The following is a 21,059-nucleotide window of genomic DNA, read 5'->3' on the forward strand; positions in this document are numbered from 1 at the left end:
TTTTTACTGCGTCTTGTCGCACTGCTCGTACTGCCTGCGACGCAGCGCCTGGCCAGAACCGCTGCGCTGAGTTTTGTGAGCGGAGGCTCGCCCTCAAACCGACGACAGCGCCAAATCTCCGGTGTTACGCCGCACGCAGAACTTGCCACCTTGCTTGCCGCTGTACATGGCGGCGTCTGCCAGCTTGAGCAGCCCCGCGGCGTCCTGGCTGTCGTTGGGGGCAATGGCGTAGCCAATGGTCAGGCCGACCTGAACCTGGATGCTCCCCAGCGAAAACGGCGCGTGGAAGGCGTCCAGCAGCTTCAGGCCCAGGTCGTGCGCCTGCACCGGGTTTTGCAGCTGCCCAGTCATCACCACAAACTCATCGCCGCCCAGGCGGGCGATCACGTCGGTCTGGCGCAGGTGGCCTTGTAGCCGCTTGGTTACGGCCACCAGCAGTTCGTCGCCCACATCGTGGCCGTGCTGGTCGTTCACGGGTTTGAAGCCGTCCAGGTCCATCATGTAGACGGCCAGCAGGCTCTCTGGCCCCACGCGCGACAAGGCCGATGACAGGGCAATCTGCAGCCCGCGCCGGTTGGGCAAGCCCGTGAGGGGGTCGGTGTGGGCCAGCGAGTGCATGGCGTCCAGCTCTTGGCTGAAGTGCAGGGCCTTGGTATGCAATGCCTTGGTGCGCAGGCCCAGTACCCGCATGAACAGCAGCATGTCGATGGTGGCCGAGATCTGGAAGGAGTGCAGGCTCCAGAAGTTGACGGGGATGCCGCCATTGATCACACCGATGATGGCGGCCGAGCCCAGCCCGTAGATGAACCACGCCACCAGCAGCGTGGTGCCCACGCTGTCGCCACTGCGGGCGCGGCGCCAGGCGCCGGGGATGCTCATCATTGCGGGCAGTGGCCCCATCACGCTCACGATGATGGACAAGCCCTTGAGCGTGATGAAGTCCAGCGCATACACCACCGCCAATGCCACCGTGAAGACGGCGCCGCAGCGCATGGTGCGCAAAAAGCGGCTCTGTGGGTTGTGCCCCGCCAGTGCCTGGCTCATGAACAAGAAGCTGCCGGTGATGGCCATGAGCGATGCCAGTCCCACGGCGTGGCCGGTCAGCCACGGGCTGTGGCCCCACAGGTACTGTTGCCCCACCCCAAAAAAATGCAGCGAGTACAGCAGGCTGCCGGTGGTGAGCAAGGCGTATTGGATGAACAAGGGCTCGCGCAGGCTGAACCATTGGGCCAGGCTGTAAAAAATCAGGCACACCGCCAGGCCCGTCAGCACGCCTTGCAGCATTTGCTCATTCACGGTGCGGCTGAGCATGGCCGATGGTGTGTTGAGGGTGATGGGCAGGATCATGGCGCCGCGCGTTTGCACCCGCAGCAGCAACTCGTAGCTCTGGCCTGGTTGCAGGTGCAGGCTTTGCGCGGGGGTGCGGCCTTGCAGGGGGCGCTCGGCACGCGGGATGTCGGTGCCCAGCACGCTGCGCTGGAGCACCTGGCCGTCCTGCAGCAGCAACACGTCAATGCGGTTGAGGTCTGGGTGGTTGATGTCCAGAATCCAGCGCCCCTCCGACGCCGGATCAACCTGCATGGGAATCAGCAGCCACACCGCATCGCTGCGCACGCCCAGTGTGGCGCTCTTGTTGGGGCTGTTGAATTGGTCGCGCTGTTGCAGCACGGTCTCGGCGCTTTGGCCACCTGTCGGGTCTATCAGCAGCCTCACTGCTGGCCAGGCTTCAACGCTGCCTTGGGCATCGTGCAGCGCCAGGGGCTGGGCTGCATGGGCGGTGCCCATGCCCAGCCACCCCAGCCATACGACCAGCAGCCACGCGCTGGCAACGCACCACTGCCCCCAGGAGGCGGGAGGCATGCTGCGGCGCCATGCCATCGGCCGAGTGAGGAGCACAGAGGGGGCTTTCACGCGCACAGTATAGAAAGCGAGCGGCTTTGCGGGCTCTTGTGTCAGGCATTGGCCGGGGATACGGTCCTGCGGCCCAGCTTCCAGCGCCCAGGGGTGGTCAGGCGGTCTTCGAGCCGATTGAGCCAGCCCGGGGCGCGGGGGTCATCACTCCAGCGGGCCATGGCGTCGTCCATCTGGCCGAGCAGCTGGTCGGGCAGCTGCAGGGGGCGCGTCTGGCCCATGAGAACGCGGCTCATGAAGTGGTAGCCCAGCACCCGTGTCAGCGCCCGCACGATGGAGAACTCCGGCAATACCACGCGCACGGTGGCATCGATCACGCGGGCGGTCATCAGCACGCCCCAGAACACGGCGCGCGAGAGCCAGGGCACGGGCTGCTGCTGCAGTGCGAGGTCTTGCGCCGTCTGGGGGCCACACAGGTAGCGGGTCATCAGCGGAGGGAAGGGCTTGGCCAGCTTCCAGGGGATGGCGTGGGCCATGGTTTGCATCAGCGCCGTGCCCAGGGCAGGGCGGGGGTCTGGCGCCACCGGGCGTGCGCGGCCGCGCGTCTGCATTTGCTCCATCAGCGATTCGCCCTGGTGCATGTTGTGCACCATCAGGGCCGAGTCGATGCCCAGCACATGGCCCACCACGTTCCAGGCATGCAGGTAGGCCTCTTCATCGGCCGGGGGCAGGCCAATGCCCAGGCGGCGCATGCTGCGCAAGAACACGTAGCCAAAGGTCAGCAGGGTGTAGGCCAGCTCTTCCTGGTTGCAGGGGGCGCCTTGCTCCAGCAGGTTCCAGCCCCGGGCGTACAGCGCCTGGTGCATGGTGGGCGGGGTGGCAGCCGCCAGCGGCAGCGCGGGCAGCAGGCCGTCGCCGCGAATGCGGTGGCGGGCGTCCTGCGGGTTGCCCCGCAAAATCAGGTTGCGGATGGTGGCGTGGATCAGCCGCACCTTTAGCACCTGGGCAATGCCCGTGCCCCCAGGCTGCGTGAGCCCGCCGTGCAGCATGACCGGGAAAATCATCGCTGCCGTGGAGCGGATGCGGTGCTCGGTGTGCTGCTCCAGCTGGCCTGCGGTGTGCAGCACGCTGGAGAGGTCGGGGATCACATAGCACTCGGGCAGGCTGGCGCAGAACAGCAAGATGCACGACAGCGCGCCATGCTCCATGAACAGTTGCTCGGCCCGCTCGATCTTGCGGTGGTCTGCCCAGCTCGGCAGCACCTGGCCTGCGGCCACATAGTCTTGCAGTGCCTGGGCCAGGGCGGGGGCAATGCCTTCGCCTTCAGGGCGCCACTGGTGCAGCGCGGCGTTGCTGTTCCACTGCGCAAACAAGCGGTTGACGGTGCCAATGGCCTGCCACTGGCTGGCATCGGGGGCGGGCATGCCTGCGGGCCAGGGGCCCAGAATGCGGGCGATGGTGTCGTCGGCCAGTGGGTCGGTGTCCAACTGCATGGCGTTCAGCTCGGCCTCGTTGGCGGCGCGCAGGCGCGGGTTCATGCGGGGGCTCCTTGGTGGGCGGGTGTCCAGCGTTGCAGGCCTGCCAGTGCGCACAGCAGCGGGATGCCCATGGCAAAGGGGGCGATGGCGCGGGTTTCTGGCGGGTCGCCCAGCGCCATCTGGAACACCATGCCGGTGCCGTAGATGGCCAGGGGCACCAGCGCATCGCGGCGCTTGAACCCACTGGTGGGCACCAGCGGAACGTGCCGGGTGGCCAGGCGGAATGCGCTGATGATGCAGAAGCTCACGAACACCCAGCCAAAAAAGCCCTGCAGCGTCTCTCCAAACCAGTAGCCGGTGGTTTTTTCCATCTTCCAGGCGCCCACCACGCGGATCAGGTAGGGGTCTGCGCCCAGGTCAAACGCCGTGACCACCAGGGCGGCGATGAGGGACATCAGCGCTGCCTGGCCTAGGCTGGGGGCGCGGTAGACCGGGGTTTGCCAGACGATCAGGTTGGCGATGACGTAGCCCGCGTAGGTGAGCGAAAACCACATCAGCGGAATGACCACGGGCACATCGCCCAGTTGCAGGCCCAGCACCTCGGTGTAGTGGTAGCTGCCAAAAAACCAGCCGCGCGAGGCGCCCATTTGCTCGGCAAACCAGCCCAGGCACACCGCGATCAGTACAAAGCGCAGCGCCGCCTTGCCGCCCAGCAGGTGGATGGCGCTGGCCCAGCAACTGGCAAACATCAGCACCGAAGCCACCATGATGGCCACCGTGGTGCTGTTGTGGCTGCCCACGGCCGTGGCTACCAAAAAGCCGGCAAAGAGCAGGTAAACCAACGCAGAAAGACGCGCAGCGGAGATTGGCATGGCTGTGTATCACACTGTAACAATTGAGCAGTGTAGGGGAAAGCCAGCCAAAACCCCTCACGTTTTTTGTGCAACCGGGTCCGGGTATTTCACAAATCGGTAACGATGCGCGGTGTTACCCCGCCCGCCGACCGGGGCCGTGATCAGCGCTGCGGGTGTGCGGCGGTGCCCACGGCTTGCAGGTTCAGCACCGATGCCTCGATGGCAGCGGCCGTGGCCAGGGGCTGTTCCATGGGAAAGAGGTGGCTGCCGTCCAGCATCATGGTGCGGCCCTGGGTCACGCGCTGCGTCATGGCCATGCCCACCTGGCGCATTTCTTCCGAGTCGCGCCCGCCGATGAATGCGGCGGGGCACTGCAGCGGGTGGCTGCTCAGCAAGCGGCCCAGGTTGTGGGGCAGGGTGTTGTAGATGGCGGTCTCCACCGCCCGGTCAAACCCCAGCACGCGTTTGCCCGCGTGGTCTTGCAGGCCGTGCGCAATGTAGTCCTGCAGCACCTCGGGGTGCCATTGGGCAAAAGCCTTCTTTTTGCGAAAGTGCTCCAGCGCCTCTTCGTTACTGGCCCAGCTTTCACGGCGGCGGCTGCTCACCTTGCCGGGCGAGATGGAGCCCACCACCTGCGTGCTTTTGGCCACACCCAGTGCATTGGCGCGCCAGCCGCCAATCAGGGGCGAGTCGATCAGCACCACGCCGCGCACCAGAGTGGGGTGGCGGGCGGCGGCCATCACGCTCAAAAAGCCGCCCAGTGAATGCCCCACCAGGTACACCGGCCCCCCAATGCGCTGCACCTGCGCCTGGGCAAAGTCGGCCAGCTGCTGGACCAGGTGGGGCCAGTTGTTGCTGACCGGGTACTGCGGCTCGTGGCCAAAACGCTCCACGGCGCTCACGTCCATGTTCCGCTCGCGTAGGTGCTTGAACAGCAGCCGGTAGGTGCCGGCTGGAAAGCTGTTGGCGTGCGAGAAAACGATGGGCAGCGGAGGCTGGGTGGGTGTGCGTGGCATGGTGGGGCTGGGCTTAGCGCAGGGGGCTCAGAACCTGTTCAATGTCTTTTCGGGGTCGCACAAGTGTCTTGTAGGGATGGGATGCAAGGCGCGGTGCGCCGCCAATAGCCCGGCTATTGGCAAGCGCCGCAACGCCGCAGACCGCCCGGCAAGGCACTTGCCCTACGGGTTGGAATGAAATCGGGCGATTGAACGCCCCGGCCGCTTGCATGGGCACGAGCCCATGCGGCGCATCCGAGGCATCCACTCATCCCGATTGCACTCCAATGCGATCCCCGAAAAGACTTTGAACAGGTTCTCAGATCAGCTTGTCCTGCGGTGTGGTGATTTTGCGCAGCGGCTTGGCGCGCGTGGTGTTGGTCAGGATGGGCGCCTGGGTGCTGCCGCCGTTCCAGGCCGGGTCTTCAATGCTGTCGAACACCTCGCGCAGCTTTTGGCCCCAGCTGTTGTGCAGCATGCGGAAGTAGGGGTTGTTCTCGTCAATGCACACCACCTTGTCGGTGGCGAAGCGATCGGCCTCGTACACAACCAGGTCCAGCGGCAGGCCCACCGAGAGGTTGGATTTGAGCGTGCTGTCCATGGACACCAGCGCGCACTTGGCGGCCTCTTCCAGGGGCGTTTCGGGGGTCAGCACACGGTCGAGCACGGGCTTGCCGTACTTGGACTCGCCCACCTGGAAGTAAGGCGTCTCCGAGGTCGCTTCGATGAAGTTGCCCGCTGAGTAGACCTGGAACAGGCGCATGCCTTCGCCTTTGATCTGGCCGCCAAACACCATCGACACATTGAAATCCACGCCCGATCGCTTGAGGGCCGCGCCGTCACGGTCGTGCACATGGCGCACGGCCGCGCCCAGCACGCGGGCGGCGTCGAACATGCTCTTGGCGTTCCAGATGGTGACGGCCTCGCCGTCTTCGCGGTCTTTGACCTGGGTGGTTTGCAAGATCTCACGCACCGACTGGGAGATGCTCAGGTTGCCTGCCGACAGCAGCACCATGAAGCGGTCGCCCGTCTTCTCGTAGATCATCATCTTGCGAAACGAGCTGATCTGGTCCAGGCCTGCGTTGGTTCGGGAATCGGACAGGAACACCAGTCCGGCATTGAGTTTGATGGCGACGCAGTACGTCATGGATCGAATCAGGAAAAAGACAAAGCGTGAAGTGTAGTGCGCCGCCCAGCAAGTCAGCGGTCACCTGTTTGTCCATGCAGGGGCTGTGTGCGGGACCTCGCGTGCAGGCAGGCGGGCGCAAAGAGGCGTGCACTGCCTTTTGCATGGTCCCTTTTGCTATTGAAAATATAGCTTCTCACGCTTTTTGTTCAAGCGTTAGAGCCATATTTGACTGTGATTCAGGAGGACGAACCCGCCAACCGCTTGAGCTGGTACAGCGCATCCAGCGCTTCGCGCGGGCTGAGCGCATCGGGGTTGATGCCCGACAGGGCTGCCTCCACGGGGCTCGCGCCTGCGTTTTCCGGCTCGGGAGGGGCGGCAAACAGGTCGACCTGCACATCGTCCTCGCCCGCGCGCTCTTCCAGCGCGCTCAGGGTGTGGCGGGCGTGGTGCAGCACAGGCGAGGGCATGCCTGCCAGCTTGGCCACCTGGATACCGTAGCTGCGGTTGGCTGGCCCGGGCTGGATTTCGTGCAGGAAGACGATGTCGCTGCCCGCCTCGGCCGCGCTCACGTGCATGTTGACGGCGTGCCGCGCCTTGGTGGGCAGCTCGGTCAATTCAAAGTAGTGCGTGGCAAACAGCGTGAAGGCGCGGGTCTTGTCGTGCAGGTGCGTTGCAATGCCGCTGGCCAGGGCCAGTCCGTCAAAGGTGCTGGTGCCCCGGCCAATTTCGTCCATCAGCACCAGGCTGTGGGGCGTGGCGGCGTGCAATATCTGCGCGGCCTCGGTCATCTCCAGCATGAAGGTGGACTGCGCGTTGGCCAGGTCGTCCGCCGCGCCAATGCGGGTGTGGATGGCGTCGATGGGGCCGATGCGGCAACTCGTGGCGGGCACGTGGCTGCCCATGCAGGCCAGCAGCGTGATGAGTGCCACCTGCCGCATGTAGGTCGATTTACCGCCCATGTTGGGGCCGGTGATGATCTGCATGCGGGTGTTTGCGGTCAGCCGCGTGTGGTTGGCGATGAAGCTGGCGTTCGATGTCTCGGCCAGCCGCGCCTCCACCACCGGGTGGCGGCCGCCTTCGATGTCGATGCAGGGCTCGGGCGCAAACTGGGGCGCGCACCAGTTCAGCGTGAGCGAGCGCTCGGCCAGCGTGCACAGCACATCGAGCGTGGCCAGGGCCTGCGCCAATTGCGTGAGGGCGGGCACATGGGGCTGCAACTGGTCCAGGATCTGCTCGTACAGCCATTTCTCGCGGGCCAGCGCCCGCTCGTTGGCCGACAGCGCCTTGTCTTCAAACGCCTTGAGTTCGGGCGTGATGAAGCGCTCGGCATTCTTCAGCGTCTGGCGGCGGCGGTAGTCGTCGGGCACGCGGTCCAGGTAGCTGCCGGTCACTTCAATATAGAAGCCATGCACCTTGTTGAACTGCACGCGCAGGTTGGGGATGCCGGTGCGTGCCTTCTCGCGGGTTTCCAGCTCCAACAAAAAGCTGTCGCAGTTGGTCTGGATGGCGCGCAGCTCGTCCAGCTCGGTGTCGAAGCCGCCAGCGATCACGCCGCCATCGCGCACCAGGGCGGCGGGCTCCTCGGCAATGGCGCGGCGCAGCAAGTCGGTGCAGCCCTCTGGCGGCTGCAGGTGGCTGAAAATTTGAGCCAAATAGGCCTCTGGCGCTTGTGCATTAAGCGCTAGCAGCTCTGATTTTTGTAGCGTTTTGCCCAGGCCCACCAGTTCGCGGGGGCGCACTTGGCGCAGCGCAATGCGGGCGGTGATGCGTTCCACATCGCTCACGCCCTTGAGTTCGCTGCGCAGTTGCACCCACGGGCCCGATCCTCCACCCCCGCCCCCGGCGCCGCGCAGTGCGGTGGTGGCCGAGAGGCGGCGGCGGGCCTCGGTGCGCTCGCGCTGGGGCTCCAGCAGCCAGGTCTTGAGCAGGCGGCTGCCCATGCCTGTCATGCAGGTATCGAGCAGCGAGAACAGGGTGGGGGCGTCATCGCCGCGCAGTGTTTTGACCAGCTCCAGGTTGCGCCGCGTGGTGGCAGGCAGGTCGATGAGGTCGTCGCCCCGCTGCACCTGCACGGCGTGCACGTGCGTGAGCTGGCGGCCCTGGGTGTGTTCGGCGTACTGCAGCAGCCCGGCGGCGGCGGCATGGGCCTCGCCCAGTTCGTGCGCGCCCCAGGCCTGCAGGCTGGCCGCGCCCAGGTGCTCCAGCAGCTTGCGCTCGCCCAGGGCGCTGTCAAATTGCCAGTCGGGCCGCAGGCTCATGGGGCAGGTAAATACGCCACCCTGGCGCATCACCTGCAGTTGCTGCTCAAAGCGCTCGGTCACGCCCGCGCTGTAGATCACTTCGCTCGGGGCCACACGGCCCAGCCACTGGGCCAGCTCGTCCTGGGTGCATTCGGCCAGGTGCACGCGGCCTTGCGTCACGCTCAGCCACGCCAGGCCGCAGCGCGCACGCGGGCCCTGGTGCACGGCCAGCAGCATGGATTCGGTTTTGTCGGACAGCAGCTCCGTGTCCGTCAGCGTGCCGGGGGTGACCACGCGCACCACCTTGCGCTCCACCGGGCCCTTGGCGGCGCCCACTTCGCCCACCTGCTCGGCAATGGCGACGGATTCGCCCATCTTGATAAGGCGCGCCAGGTAGTTCTCAAGCGCGTGGAAGGGCACCCCCGCCATCACCACCGGCTGCCCGCCCGACTGGCCGCGCTGGGTCAGGGTGATGTCGAGCAGACGGGCCGCCTTCTCGGCGTCTTGCCAAAACACCTCGTAAAAATCGCCCATGCGGTAGAACAGCAGGGTGTCCGGGTACGCGGCTTTGAGGCCGAGGTACTGCTGCATCATGGGGGTGTGGTGTTCTAGCGTCTCGGGCATGCGTGCTAAAAGTGGCTAAAAGGGGCGGTTTGGCAGAGGGCTGCGGCAATGAGGCGTGGACTGTAGCAGGGTACAGAAGGGCGCGAGCTTGAGAAATCTCTGCCGCTTTGTTTCGATTTGCTGTTACCTTTTGACATACTGTCATCATTGCGGCGGCAATCGTCACCCATCGCCAGGTTCGGCCCTTCATTTTTCAGAGACTCCAGAGCGATCGTGATTTCTTCCGAACTGCTGACAGATCTTCTCTACCCCGAGGGCGACAGCCTGATGGGGCCCCAGGCGCATGGGCGGCTGCAAGCGCTGCTCGATGTGGTGCCTGTGGCGCTGCTGGAGTTTCGCCTGGAGGAAGACCACCTCTACCTGTGGGCGGCCAACGCCGCGGCCCGCCGCATGCCGGGCCTGGGCGCGGTGCGCGAGGAAGGCGTGGTGGCCGAGGTCGTTTTTGATTTGCTCGCCGGCACCTCGCTGGTGGACCAGCTGTGCGCCGTGGCGCGCCTGGGCGTGCCGCTGGACTGCCGCCAGGTGGTGCGCGAAGGCACGCGGGTGCAACTGGCGTGGGACTTGTCGGCCCGGCGCGTGGCCGACCACTGCATTGTGGTGAGCGTGCGCGACGCCTCCGAGGCCGAAAACCTGCGCGTGGCCCTGGCGGGCGCCGAGGCGGCCCTGGAGGATGCCCGCCGTGATCTGCACGAGCAGACCGAGGTCTTCAACACCATGGAAAGCCTGGCCCATGCAGGCCACTGGCGCCGCATCGAGGACCCGGGCGAGACGGTGCTGCTGTGGTCCCCCGGCCTGTGTGACATTGCCGGGTTTGAGCGCCAGGAGTGGCTCAGCACCGAGCGGGCGGTCAGCGGCATTCCTGCAGAAGACCGCCTGATTTACGACAAGGCCTGCCGACTGGGCGATGGCTCGGACATGGAATACCGCTGGCAGCGCCCCGATGGCGAGGTGCGCTGGATGCGTTCGCGCGTGCGGCATTCGCTGTCGCGCGATGGCATGTCGGTGCAGATGGGGGTGGTGCAGGACGTGACGGAAGAGCACCGTGCCGCCGAGCAACTGCGCGAGCAACTGCTCTTCATCCAGCGCATTGCCAGCCGCATTCCGGGGTTCATTTACCAATATCGTTTGCATACCGATGGCTCAACGGCCAGCGTGCAGTACATCAGCGATGCCGTGCGCCAGTTTCTGGGTGTCACCCCCAGCGATGTGGCGCGGGACCATGGCCTGCTGCTCAAGCATGTGGTGCCTGAGGATGCGCCACAGCTGCGCCGCTCGGCCCTGGTGTCGGTGCGCCGCATGGTGCCCTGGCAGTGCGAATACCGCGTCAACACGCCCGAGGGCGATGTGCGCTGGCACATGACCAGCGCCGTGCCTCACAAGGAGCCTGATGGCACGGTGCTGTCGCATGGCTTCACCATGGACATCACAGACCGCAAGCGAGCAGAGCAAGAGATCGAAAGGCTGGCGTTCTACGACGCCCTGACAGGCCTGCCCAACCGGCGCCTGCTGCTGGACCGGCTGCAACGCTCCATCGCCGCAGGCCAGCGCACCAAAGCCCAAGGGGCGCTGCTGTTCATCGACCTCGATAACTTCAAAGACTTGAACGACACCCTGGGCCACGACATGGGCGACCAGCTTTTGTCGCAAGTGGCCGCCCGCTTGGTGGGCAGCGTGCGCGAAGCCGACACCGTCTCACGCTTTGGGGGCGACGAATTCGTCGTCATGCTGGAAAACCTCAGCGCCGACCTGCACGAAGCCGCCAGCCAGGCAGAAATCGTCGCCGACAAACTCCTGGCCAGCCTGAACGAACCCTTCGCGCTGGACGGAGGCCAACACTACAGCACCCCCAGCATCGGCATCACCCTGTACGGAGAACAACGCCTGACGGTCGATGAACTGCTCAAACGCGCAGACCTGGCCATGTACCAGGCCAAAGCCGCAGGACGCAACACCCAACGCTTCTTTGACCCCGACATGCAAGCGGCGGTGAACGCCCGCTCCAACCTGGAAGCCGACCTGCGCCAAGGCCTGGCACGGGGCGAACTCATGGTGCACTACCAACCCGTGGTGGACCACGACGGCAAACTCGTGGGGGCAGAAGCCCTGGCACGCTGGCGCCACCCCCAGCGCGGCATGATCAGCCCGGCAGACTTCATCCCCCTGGCAGAGCAAACCGGCCTGATCCTGCCACTGGGGCAAACCGTACTGCACACCGCCTGCAGCCAACTGGCCGCCTGGGCGCAAAACCCGGCCACAGCGCACCTGACCCTGTCGGTGAACGTCAGCGCCCGGCAATTCAGACAAGCAGGCTTCGTGGCCCAAGTGCTGGGCACCTTGAAAGACTGCCAGGCCGACCCGCACCGACTCAAACTCGAACTCACGGAAAGCCTGCTGCTGGGAGACATCGAAGACACGATAGAGCGCATGGAGCAACTCAAGAAAGAAGGGGTGGGCTTTGCGCTGGACGACTTTGGCACGGGGTACTCGAGCTTGAGCTACCTCAAGCGGCTGCCGCTGGACCAGGTGAAGATAGACCAGAGCTTTGTGCGGGACGTGCTGAGCGACCCGAACGACGCGGCGATTGTGAGGACGATCCTGGCGCTGGCCAAGAGCCTGGACCTGGAGGTGGTGGCCGAGGGGGTGGAGACGGCGGGGCAGCTGGGGTTCTTGAGGCTGCATGGGTGCGAGGGGTTCCAGGGGTATCTGTTTGGCAGGCCTGTGCCTTTGGAAGAGATGGATGCGTTTTTGTACCCGCACCAGTAGCGCTGCGGCGGCGAGCGCGTGAGGCGGCACCACCACTTGGCGCAGGCGGGGTGCTACGGGCGCGCTGGCAGGGCCCATTCAGCGACGAAATATCTCAATCGATAGCGCGTGGGTGCGTTCAGTCTTTAGGGAGTGAGTGATGCGCGATAAGTCATTTGGGTCAGACCGTGGGGTGCGCAGCCGGGGTGCTGCGTTGCGCTGGGCATGAAGCGGGCAGGTGGCGGCGTGGGGGTGTTTGTGGACAAGGTTTTGGACCGCAATGCCCAGGGCTTCAGGGCGGTAGCTGTCGTGGCCGTGGCCGCATTGCTGGCGGCCTGGCTCACGGTGGAGCTGTTTGCCTACTGGCGAGGGGTGGACCGCAACGAAGACCGCCAGACCAAACTGCAGCAAGCGACCGATTTGCTCAACAACCAGGCCATGGGCTCCGGCATGTCGGGGGCTGTGTCGTTGCTGGGGCTGAGCGAGCCTTTGCTCAAGGACATGGCCCGGGGCGTGCTTGCTCCGGACTACCCGCAGGCGCTGGCCCGCCTGAGCGTGGCCCGTGAGCGGTTTCTGGTGCAAGGCGTGTACGTGATGTCGGCCGACGGCACCGTGGTGGCCCACGAGACCGCCGGGCCGCGCTCCACGGGCATTAATCTGGCTTACCGCCCCTACTTTCAGCAAGCCATACAGGGTGGGGTGAGTGTGTACCCCGCCATTGGCACCAACTCACAAGAGCGCGGCTTGTACTACGCCGCCCCGCTGTACGAGATGGATTCGCCGTCGGGCGCCATCATTGGCGTGGTGATGTTCAAGGTGGGTTTTGAGTCGTTTGACAACCTGCTGGCGCGCATTGGCATGCCCGCTTTGCTGCTGTCGCCGCAGGGGGTGGCGTTTTCGTCTACGCGACCCGAGTGGCTGTTTGCCGTGGCGCCACCCCTCACGCAGGCCCGCATCGACAGCATCCGCGCGTCGCGGCAGTTTGGGCGGCATTTTGACAAGGGCGTGGCCTCAGCACTCCCCTTCAGCCCCGAAGCCACGCAGGTCGTGCTCAACGGGGTGCCCCATGCCATCGGGCACCGCAGCATCGATCTGCACGACCCGGGTGGGCAGTGGCAACTGGTGCTGCTGGACGATGTGAGTGCTTTGATGCCCTGGTCGCAGCGCTTGCAGGTGGGGGCCGTGGCGTTTGTGCTGTTTGCGCTGCTGGGCTGGTTGCTGCTGGATTTGCTGCGCAGCCGCGCGCAAGTGGCGGCTGCGCTGGAGCGCTTCAGGGTGCTGGGGGCCGCGCTGGAGAGCAGTCCGGTGGCGGTGGTGATTACCGATGGCGATGGCCGCATTGAATGGGTCAACCCCCAGTACGAGCGCAACACCGGCTACACGCTGGAGGAGGTGCGAGGGGGCAAGCCGTCGATCGTGTCCAGCGGCCAGACGCCTGCGGCCACCTACCAGTCCATGTGGGCCACGTTGCTCTCGGGGCAGTCCTGGCAAGGCAATTTTGTCAACCAGCGCCGGGACGGCAGCATCTACCACGACGAGGCGACCCTGTCGCCCGTGTTCGATGCGCGGGGCAAGCGCATTGCGATCGTGGGCCTGCACGAAGAAGTGTCGGAGCGCATGCGCTCGCAGGCCGAGTTGCAGCGCCGCGAGCGCCTGCTCAATGAGCTGCTGGAGCAGCAAACCGCCATTTTTGACAATGCTCCGCCCATCGTGCTGATTTGCGATGGGCAGCTGCGCCAGTTCAACCCCGCGTTTGTGGCCCTCATGGGCGAAACCTCGTCGCAACTGCTGGGGCGCTATGCGGCGTTTTTGTTTGGTGGTGATGTGCCCTATGAGGCCTTCCGTACCAAGGGCATGCCGGGGCTGGAGCCCGATGAGGCGGTGCGTGAGACGGCCTTGTTGTACCGGCCCGATGGCAGCAGCTTCCATGCGCGGCTGTCAGGGCGGCGCCTGCAGATGGAGGGGTTTGCCAATGCCTCGCTGTGGGTGATCGAGGACGTGACCGAGGCACGGCAGGCCGAGGTGGCGCTGCGCGAAATCCATGAGCGGCTGGAGCTGGCGCAGGAGGCCGGCAAGATCGGTGTCTTTGACGTGGACTTGCTCAGCGGCCGCATTCTGTGGTCTTCCAAGCTGGCAGTGATGATGGGCTTTGCCCCCGACTCGCAGCCCCAGTCGCGCGACGATTGGCTGGCCTGCCTGCACCCGCAGGACCGTGACCGCGCCCGCGATTACTTCGATGCCAGCATCCAGGGCACGCAAGACTATTTGCGTGACTCCTGGCGCATCGTGCGGCCCGACGGCGAGGTGCGCTGGTTCCTGGAGGCCGCTCGCATCTTCCGCGATGAGCAGGGGCGCGCCGTGCGCGTGGTGGGCGTGAATGTCGATATCCACGACCAAAAGCAGTTGGAGGCCCAGGTGGCTGCGCAGCTGGACTTCCAGCAGGCGTTGATCGACGCCATCCCCGTGCCCCTGTTTTACAAAGGGGCCGATGGCCGCTACATCGGCTTCAACCGCGCCTATGAGCAGGCGTTTGGTGTGCAGCGCGCCGAATTCATCGGCAAAACCGTTTACGACTTGGGCTTCTTGCCCGATGAGTTGCGCTCGCAGTTTGACCAGGATGCTGCGCAGGCCTTGGACGGCGTGCGGGCGGTGCACAAAGAGGTGGACCTGCCTTATGCCGATGGCCAGATGCACCACACCCTTTTTTGGCTGCACGGCTTTTTGAGACCGGACGGGTCTGCGGGCGGTGCGATCGGGACGTTTGTCGACATCACCGAGCGCAAGCTGGCAGAGCAAAGCCTGCTGCGCGCCAAAGACCTGGCCGAGGAGTCGACGGCGCTCAAGTCCAATTTTCTGGCCAACATGAGCCATGAAATCCGCACCCCGATGAACGCCATCATCGGCATGTCGCACCTGGCACTCAAATCGGGCTTGAACCCGCGCCAGCATGACTATGTGAGCAAGATCCAGCAGGCCGGCCAACACCTGCTGGGGGTCATCAACGACATCCTGGATTTTTCAAAGATCGAGGCGGGCAAGCTGTCGGTGGAAAAGCAGCCCTTTGTGCTGGACCGACTGCTCGAGAGCGTGGCCGATGTGGTGGGCTACAAGGCGGGCGTCAAGGGCCTGGAGCTGGTGTGCGATGTGGCCAGCGATGTGCCGCCCAATCTGGTGGGGGATGCGTTGCGATTGGGGCAGATCCTCATCAATTACGCCAACAACGCCATCAAGTTCACCGACAAGGGGGAGATCAGCATTGTGGTGCGCCTGCTGGAGCAAAGTGCCCAGCGCGTCATGCTCAGATTTGAGGTGCGCGACACCGGCATCGGGCTGACGCCAGAGCAGATTGCTCGCCTGTTCCAGAGCTTTCAGCAGGCCGACACCTCCACCACGCGCCGCTACGGCGGCACGGGGCTGGGGCTGGCCATCTGCAAGAGCCTGGCGGAGCTGATGGGGGGCGAGGTGGGGGTGCGCAGCGAGTTTGGTCGGGGGTCTACCTTCTGGATCACGCTGCCGCTGGAGCGGGGTGCGCCTGCACGGGTGCTGCAGCCCCCGGCCGACCTGCGCGGGCGGCGCGTGCTGGTGGTGGACGACAACCACACTGCGGCCACCGTGCTGTCTGACATGTTGATGGCCATGGGCTTTGAAGTGGACCAGGTCTACTCGGGCCTGGAGGCCTTGCAGACGCTGCGCGAATCCATGGACAAGCAGCGCCCCTATGGCCTGCTGCTGCTGGACTGGCACATGCCGGGCATGGACGGCGTGGAGCTGGCCAGGCACATCCGCAGCCTGGGCATGCCCCAGGTGCCGCAGATGCTCATGGTCACGGCCTATGGCCGCGAGGATGTGATGCGCGCAGCACGCGCCGAGGGCATCGAGACGGTGCTGATCAAGCCCGTCAATGCTTCGCTGTTGTTTGACACCTTGATGCAGCCCCTGGACGGCGCAAGCCACCTGCGTGTGCCTGCCGTTGCCCCGGCGGTGGAGGTGTTGCCCCTGGCTGTGCGCGGTGCCCGCGTGCTGCTGGTGGAGGACAACGAACTCAACCAGATTGTTGCGGTGGAGTTGCTGCGCGACGCGGGCTTTGTGGTGGATGTGGCGGACAACGGCAAGATGGCCTTGGACCAACTGGAACAAGCCAGCTACGACGCCGTGTTGATGGACATGCAGATGCCCGTGATGGACGGGGAAACCGCCACCCGGCAACTGCGCCAGGACCCGCGTTACCGTGAGCTGCCCATCATCGCCATGACGGCCAACGCCATGGAGTCCGACCGGCAACGTTGCTTTGCTGCGGGTATGAACGACCATGTGGCCAAACCCATTGAGCCAGCCGCGCTGTGGGCCGCGCTGTCGCGCTGGATCCGTCCGCGCCCCGGTCTGGGGGCGCAGGCTGTGCCGGCGCCCGCGCTGTCGCAGCCCCTGGTGGTGCCTGCCGCGCCGGTGCCGCGCCTGGTGGGGTGGCCGCCGGTGGTGCTGGGGCTCAATACCACCCTGGGGTTGCAGCGCGCCCTGGGCAAGCCTGCGCTGTATGCCGACATGCTGACCCGCTTTGTGCAGGCGCAGTCTTCGGTGGTGTCCCAGATCGATGCGGCCATTGCGGGCGACGACCGTGCGCTGGCCGAACGGCTGGCGCACACGCTGCGCTCGGTGGCGGCCAACATCGGGGCGCAGGAAGCCTCAGAGCACGCGCATGCGCTGGAGCAGGCTCTGCGCAACCCGCTGGTCGACCGTTCGACCCCCCAATTGATTCCGCTGCTGGGTGCGCTGGCGGCGTCCATGGAGCCGTTGGTGGCAGGCTTGCAAGCATGGGTGCGGCAGTCTGAGTTGGCGCAGGTCTCGCCCGTGCCTGTGGCGCCAGTGCCTACCCCAGAGGTGGCCGTGGCATCGCCCGAAGACGCCTTGGCGCAGTTGCGTCAACTGCTGGAGCGTGATGACCCGGCGGCCACCGAGTTTTTGCAACACAATGCAACTATGCTTCAAGCCGTGCTGGGCGAAAGCTTTGCGGTGGTGCAGGCGCAGGTTCGCAACTTTGATTTCGAACTGGCCCTGGAGCAGATGCCCGAGCGGCGGGAGGGTGATCCCCAGGATCGCCCCATTGGTGGCCAGGATCTCTGAACGGTGTACTTCGCAGGAATGCCCATGGAACAAGCGCCCTTTGTCGTGAATTCGTCCACCCTGGTGGACAAGCACATCGCCACCGTGCTGGTGGTGGACGACACGCCCGAGAACCTCACGCTCATGGGGACCTTGCTGCGCGATCACTTCATGGTGAAGGTGGCCAACAACGGCGAGAAGGCCCTGAAGATCGCACTGTCGGGCACTCCACCCGATTTGGTGCTGCTGGACATCATGATGCCCGAGATCGATGGCTATGAAGTGTGCCGCCGCCTCAAGGCCAATGCGGCCACCCGAGACATCCCGGTGATTTTTCTGACCGCCCGCTCAGACCCTGACGATGAGCGCATGGGCCTGGCCCTGGGGGCTGTGGACTACATCACCAAGCCCATCAGCCCGCCCATTTTGCTGGCCCGCGTCAACACCCACCTGGCGCTGAAGGCCACGGCCGATTTTTTGCGCGACAAAAGCGCCTACCTGGAGCGCGAAGTGGCTTTGCGCACCCTGGAGGTGCAGGCCATCCAGGACGTGACCATCATGGCCATGACGTCGCTGGCGGAGACGCGCGACAACGAAACCGGCAACCACATCCGCCGCACCCAGCTGTATGTGAAAACGTTGGCCGAGCGTTTGCGCAACCATCCGCGCTTTGAGTCGGTGCTGACCGAGCGCATGATCGAGCTGCTCTACAAATCGGCGCCGCTGCACGACATTGGCAAGATCGGCATCCCGGACAGTATCTTGCTCAAGCCTGGCAAGCTCACGGTGGACGAGTTTGAGGTCATGAAGACCCACACCACGCTGGGGCGCAACGCGATCGAAGACGCCGAGCGGCGGCTGGGCATGCGGGTGGCGTTTTTGAGCGTGTCCAAGGAAATTGCCTACAGCCACCAGGAAAAGTGGGACGGCAGCGGCTACCCGCTGGGGCTGGCGGGCGAGGATATTCCGGTGTCGGCCCGGCTCATGGCGGTGGCCGATGTGTACGACGCGCTCATCAACAAGCGCGTGTACAAGGTGGCCTTCTCGCACGAGCAGGCCTGCAGCACCATCCTCAAGGGCAAGGGCACCCACTTTGACCCGGACATGGTGGATGCCTTTGTGGACATTGCGGAAGACTTCCGCAGCATCGCACTCAAGTACCCCGATCCTGAATGAACAACGGGCCCCTGAAGGGCCCGTCTGGTGCTGTCTTGTGATGCCTTGGGGCTGCTTGCTGCACGGAGTTAACCGCGCAGCAGCCTGGACTGGCGATCAGAAGGGTGCGTCGCCTGTGGCTGATGCATCGCTTGGCGCGGCTGTTTCGCTCGCTGGGGTTGCCGCGTCTACCGCCTCGTCCTCTGCAGCCTGGCGCACCGCTGCCTTGTCGCCTGCGCCTGCAAACTTGCTGTATTTGCCCAGGATGGGAACGAGCTGGCCGTAGATGCGTGGGTTGCCCGCCATGCATTCGCGCTGTTCCATGAAGTCGGCTTCGCCCGTGAAGTTGCCGATCAGGCCACCGGCTTCGGTCACCAGCAGCGAGCCCGCAGCCACGTCCCAGATCGACAGGCCGGTTTCAAAGAAACCATCGGTAAAGCCCGCAGCCACGTAAGCCAGGTCGAGCGCGGCAGCGCCGGGGCGGCGCAGGCCAGCCGTGCGTTGCATCACGTCGGCCATCATGTTCATGTAGCTCTTGAAGTTGTCGCCCGGGCGGAAGGGGAAGCCGGTGGAGATCAGGCAGTCCTTGAGCTGGGTGCGCTTGCTCACGCGGATGCGGCGCTCGTTCAGGTAGGCGCCACGGCCCTTGGTGGCGGTGAACAGGTCGTTGCGGGTGGGGTCGTACACCACGGCTTGCTCGACCTTGCCCTTGACGGTGAGCGCAATGCTCACGCAGTACACAGGAAAGCCATGGATGAAGTTGGTGGTGCCGTCCAGCGGGTCAATCACCCAGACGAAGTCCGAGTCTTTGGCGCCGTACTCTTTGCCCGACTCTTCGGCCAGGATGCCGTGGCCAGGGTAGGCCGTGAGCAGGGTTTCGATGATGATTTTCTCGGACGCATGATCCACTTCGGTCACAAAGTCGTTGATCTGCTTTTGCGAGATACGCACGGATTCCACGTCCAGGGCCGCGCGGTTGATGATGGCGCCGGCGGCGCGTGCAGCCTTGATGGCCACGTTGAGCATGGGGTGCAGATTTGACGACATAGATTGTGGTGGTGAGCAAGGCTTCGGACCGCGTTGCGCGATGCAAATGTCTTGCGGATCATGAGCGGTGATCGCAGCCGGGCGATGCGGGCAGCGACAATAAGCCTTCTATTTTAACTGCACCGCCGGATTTTTACCTAGCAGCCCGTTCATGAAGACCCGTTTTGTCCTGATCAACACCAGCCATGCTGGCAATGTGGGCGCCGCCGCCCGTGCCATGAAAGTCATGGGTTTTGACGACCTGGTGCTGGTGGCGCCGCGCTGGCCCAATGTGCTGCGCAAGGAAGAAACCATCCAGCGCGCCAGCGGTGCACTGGATGTGCTGGAGAAGGCGCGCATCGTGGCGACGCTGGACGAAGCCCTGGAGGGCATCAGCCACCTGTGCGCCACCGCCATGACCCCGCGCGACTTTGGCCCCCCTACGGTGGAGCCCCGTGCGCACTTTGAGATGCTATTGAAACAAGAGCGCCTTGCGCTGGATGCACAAGCCTTGCAGCCTGAAAATGTTTCAAGCGCAGTGGCCGGTGAGGCCGACGGCGGCAGCCCAGCCCCAGCGGGCGGGCACACCGGCGTGGCGTTCCTGTTTGGCTCTGAGCGCTTTGGCATGACCAACGAAGACGTGTACCGCTGCCACGCGGCGCTCTCCATTCCCACCAATCCGGGCTTTGGCTCGCTCAATCTGGGCGCAGCCATCCAGGTTATTGCCTACGACTGGCGCCAGGCGCTGGGCGGCTTTGCGGTGCAAGACGCGACCCCTGCCCGCGTGCAAGCCGACGCGGCCCAGGTGGCGGGCATGCTGGCCCACTGGGAGCAGGCACTGACGGGTATCGGCTTTCTGGACCCCGCTGCGCCCAAGAAGCTCATGCCCCGCCTGAACCAGCTTTTCAACCGCGCGCAACTCAGCCCCGAAGAAATCCACATCCTGCGTGGTGTCGCCAAAGCCATGCTCGAAGCCGCCCAGGCAAAGCGCTAGACTGCATTTCCATATTCCAAAAACAAGCCCAACATGTTTGCCCGCCTGCGCTCCGACATCCAGTGCATCCTTGACCGTGACCCTGCAGCGCGCAGTACCTGGGAGGTCATCACCTGTTACCCCGGCCTGCACGCCGTGTGGTTGCACCGGCCTGCGCACTGGTGCTGGGGGCACGGGCTCAAGTGGCTGGGGCGTTTCATCTCGCACTTTGCGCGCTGGTTCACGGGCATTGAGATTCACCCCGGCGCCAAGCTGGGCGAGCGCGTGTTCTTCGACCACGCCATGGGCGTGGTGGTGGGCGAGACGGCCGAGATTGGCGACGGCTGCACCATCTACCAGGGTGTGACGTTGGGTGGTACCTCGCTGTACAAAGGCGCCAAGCGCCATCCCACGCTGGGCAAAGACGTGGTGGTGAGCGCGGGGGCCAAGGTGCTGGGTGGCTTTGAGGTGGGCGATGGCGCCAAGATCGGCAGCAACGCCGTGGTCATCAAGCCCGTGCCTGCTGGCGCCACGGCGGTGGGGATTCCGGCGCGCATCATCCCGTCCAAAGAAGGCCAAAGCGCTGACGTGACCGAACCTCAGCAGCAGCGCAAGTTCACGGCCTACGGCATCACGCAGGAGGACGACCCGCTGTCGCAGGCCATGCGTGGGCTGATTGACAACGCGTCGTCACAAGAGCACCAGATCGCCTTGCTCTGGCAGGCGATTGAGAAGCTGTCGGCCATGCAGAAGACTCAAGACTGCGTGCCCTGCGATGCGGCCCTCAAAGAGCAGTTTGAGGCGGGCAAGCTCACCGAGCTGGTGGGCAAGTAAGAGCCCTGGCCTGGGGCCATGCGGGGCCAGGCCGTGCGCGTTGCATCGCATGGCATCGCCG

At 64.9% G+C, this 21,059-nt stretch carries 12 protein-coding genes and 1 pseudogene; 6 read left to right on the forward strand and 7 right to left on the reverse strand.

Going from position 1 to position 21,059, the window contains the following annotated elements:
- Window positions 1-93 precede the first annotated feature (93 nt).
- The 6 genes from CLU86_RS04535 to mutS all read right to left on the reverse strand — a co-directional run bounded on the left by CLU86_RS04535 (window position 94) and on the right by mutS (window position 9,171).
- Entirely contained in the window at window positions 94-1,860 is a 1,767-nt protein-coding gene (locus tag CLU86_RS04535) for a diguanylate cyclase (protein WP_233194789.1), read from the reverse strand.
- Between the two features lie 92 nt (window positions 1,861-1,952).
- Entirely contained in the window at window positions 1,953-3,389 is a 1,437-nt protein-coding gene (locus CLU86_RS04540) for an oxygenase MpaB family protein (protein WP_099740794.1), read from the reverse strand.
- Window positions 3,386-4,201 carry a carotenoid biosynthesis protein gene (locus CLU86_RS04545; protein WP_099740795.1) on the reverse strand — a complete coding sequence of 272 codons (816 nt, stop codon included), beginning with the start codon at window positions 4,199-4,201 and terminating at the stop codon, window positions 3,386-3,388. Before CLU86_RS04545 ends, CLU86_RS04540 begins: the two co-directional genes overlap by 4 nt.
- 143 nt (window positions 4,202-4,344) lie before the next feature.
- Entirely contained in the window at window positions 4,345-5,199 is an 855-nt protein-coding gene (locus tag CLU86_RS04550) for an alpha/beta fold hydrolase (protein WP_099740796.1), read from the reverse strand.
- A 298-nt stretch (window positions 5,200-5,497) separates the two neighbouring features.
- On the reverse strand, window positions 5,498-6,325 hold the full coding sequence (locus CLU86_RS04560; protein WP_099740797.1) for a proteasome-type protease: 828 nt from the start codon (window positions 6,323-6,325) through the stop codon (window positions 5,498-5,500).
- A gap of 218 nt (window positions 6,326-6,543) precedes the next feature.
- Window positions 6,544-9,171: a DNA mismatch repair protein MutS gene (gene mutS / locus CLU86_RS04565; protein ID WP_099740798.1), complete on the reverse strand. Its 2,628-nt coding sequence runs from the start codon at window positions 9,169-9,171 to the stop codon at window positions 6,544-6,546.
- A gap of 714 nt (window positions 9,172-9,885) precedes the next feature.
- On the opposite strand from mutS, the pseudogene CLU86_RS23270 reads away from it, so the two are divergent.
- The 4 genes and pseudogenes from CLU86_RS23270 to CLU86_RS04580 all read left to right on the forward strand — a co-directional run.
- Window positions 9,886-10,218 (forward strand): annotated as a pseudogene (locus CLU86_RS23270) (PAS domain-containing protein); the annotation flags it as partial.
- A gap of 105 nt (window positions 10,219-10,323) precedes the next feature.
- Complete coding sequence (locus tag CLU86_RS23275; RefSeq protein WP_369803872.1) at window positions 10,324-11,934, forward strand: putative bifunctional diguanylate cyclase/phosphodiesterase; 1,611 nt, start codon at window positions 10,324-10,326, stop codon at window positions 11,932-11,934.
- Window positions 11,935-12,138: 204 nt separating this feature from the next.
- On the forward strand, window positions 12,139-17,031 hold the full coding sequence (locus CLU86_RS04575) for a PAS domain S-box protein (RefSeq protein ID WP_099740799.1): 4,893 nt from the start codon (window positions 12,139-12,141) through the stop codon (window positions 17,029-17,031).
- A 24-nt stretch (window positions 17,032-17,055) separates the two neighbouring features.
- A complete protein-coding gene (locus CLU86_RS04580; RefSeq protein WP_099743282.1) occupies window positions 17,056-18,186 on the forward strand; it encodes a two-component system response regulator in 1,131 nt (376 codons plus the stop codon).
- Window positions 18,187-18,282: 96 nt separating this feature from the next.
- Here CLU86_RS04580 and CLU86_RS04585 read toward each other — a convergent pair whose 3' ends face one another.
- Window positions 18,283-19,212, reverse strand: a complete 930-nt coding sequence (locus CLU86_RS04585; protein ID WP_099740800.1) for an inositol monophosphatase family protein — start codon at window positions 19,210-19,212, stop codon at window positions 18,283-18,285.
- A gap of 151 nt (window positions 19,213-19,363) precedes the next feature.
- On the opposite strand from CLU86_RS04585, the gene CLU86_RS04590 reads away from it, so the two are divergent.
- Together CLU86_RS04590 and cysE are read left to right on the forward strand one after the other, a co-directional pair.
- Window positions 19,364-20,185: an RNA methyltransferase gene (locus tag CLU86_RS04590; RefSeq protein WP_099740801.1), complete on the forward strand. Its 822-nt coding sequence runs from the start codon at window positions 19,364-19,366 to the stop codon at window positions 20,183-20,185.
- A gap of 33 nt (window positions 20,186-20,218) precedes the next feature.
- Window positions 20,219-20,998 carry a serine O-acetyltransferase gene (cysE, locus tag CLU86_RS04595; protein ID WP_099655055.1) on the forward strand — a complete coding sequence of 260 codons (780 nt, stop codon included), beginning with the start codon at window positions 20,219-20,221 and terminating at the stop codon, window positions 20,996-20,998.
- Window positions 20,999-21,059 lie beyond the last annotated feature (61 nt).

Source organism: Acidovorax sp. 62, from assembly GCF_002754495.1.
Lineage (GTDB): Bacteria > Pseudomonadota > Gammaproteobacteria > Burkholderiales > Burkholderiaceae_C > Acidovorax.

What these genes read in the sequence shown, in the direction of transcription:
- CLU86_RS04560 (WP_099740797.1), bottom strand. Translation starts at nt 6,325, where the DNA reads ATGACGTACTGCGTCGCCATCAAACTCAATGCCGGACTGGTGTTCCTG.
- CLU86_RS04535 (WP_233194789.1), bottom strand. Translation starts at nt 1,860, where the DNA reads ATGCCTCCCGCCTCCTGGGGGCAGTGGTGCGTTGCCAGCGCGTGGCTG.
- cysE (WP_099655055.1), top strand. Translation starts at nt 20,219, where the DNA reads ATGTTTGCCCGCCTGCGCTCCGACATCCAGTGCATCCTTGACCGTGAC.
- CLU86_RS04585 (WP_099740800.1), bottom strand. Translation starts at nt 19,212, where the DNA reads ATGTCGTCAAATCTGCACCCCATGCTCAACGTGGCCATCAAGGCTGCA.
- CLU86_RS04580 (WP_099743282.1), top strand. Translation starts at nt 17,056, where the DNA reads ATGGAACAAGCGCCCTTTGTCGTGAATTCGTCCACCCTGGTGGACAAG.
- CLU86_RS04545 (WP_099740795.1), bottom strand. Translation starts at nt 4,201, where the DNA reads ATGCCAATCTCCGCTGCGCGTCTTTCTGCGTTGGTTTACCTGCTCTTT.
- CLU86_RS04550 (WP_099740796.1), bottom strand. Translation starts at nt 5,199, where the DNA reads ATGCCACGCACACCCACCCAGCCTCCGCTGCCCATCGTTTTCTCGCAC.
- CLU86_RS04590 (WP_099740801.1), top strand. Translation starts at nt 19,364, where the DNA reads ATGAAGACCCGTTTTGTCCTGATCAACACCAGCCATGCTGGCAATGTG.
- mutS (WP_099740798.1), bottom strand. Translation starts at nt 9,171, where the DNA reads ATGCCCGAGACGCTAGAACACCACACCCCCATGATGCAGCAGTACCTC.
- CLU86_RS04540 (WP_099740794.1), bottom strand. Translation starts at nt 3,389, where the DNA reads ATGAACCCGCGCCTGCGCGCCGCCAACGAGGCCGAGCTGAACGCCATG.
- CLU86_RS04575 (WP_099740799.1), top strand. Translation starts at nt 12,139, where the DNA reads ATGAAGCGGGCAGGTGGCGGCGTGGGGGTGTTTGTGGACAAGGTTTTG.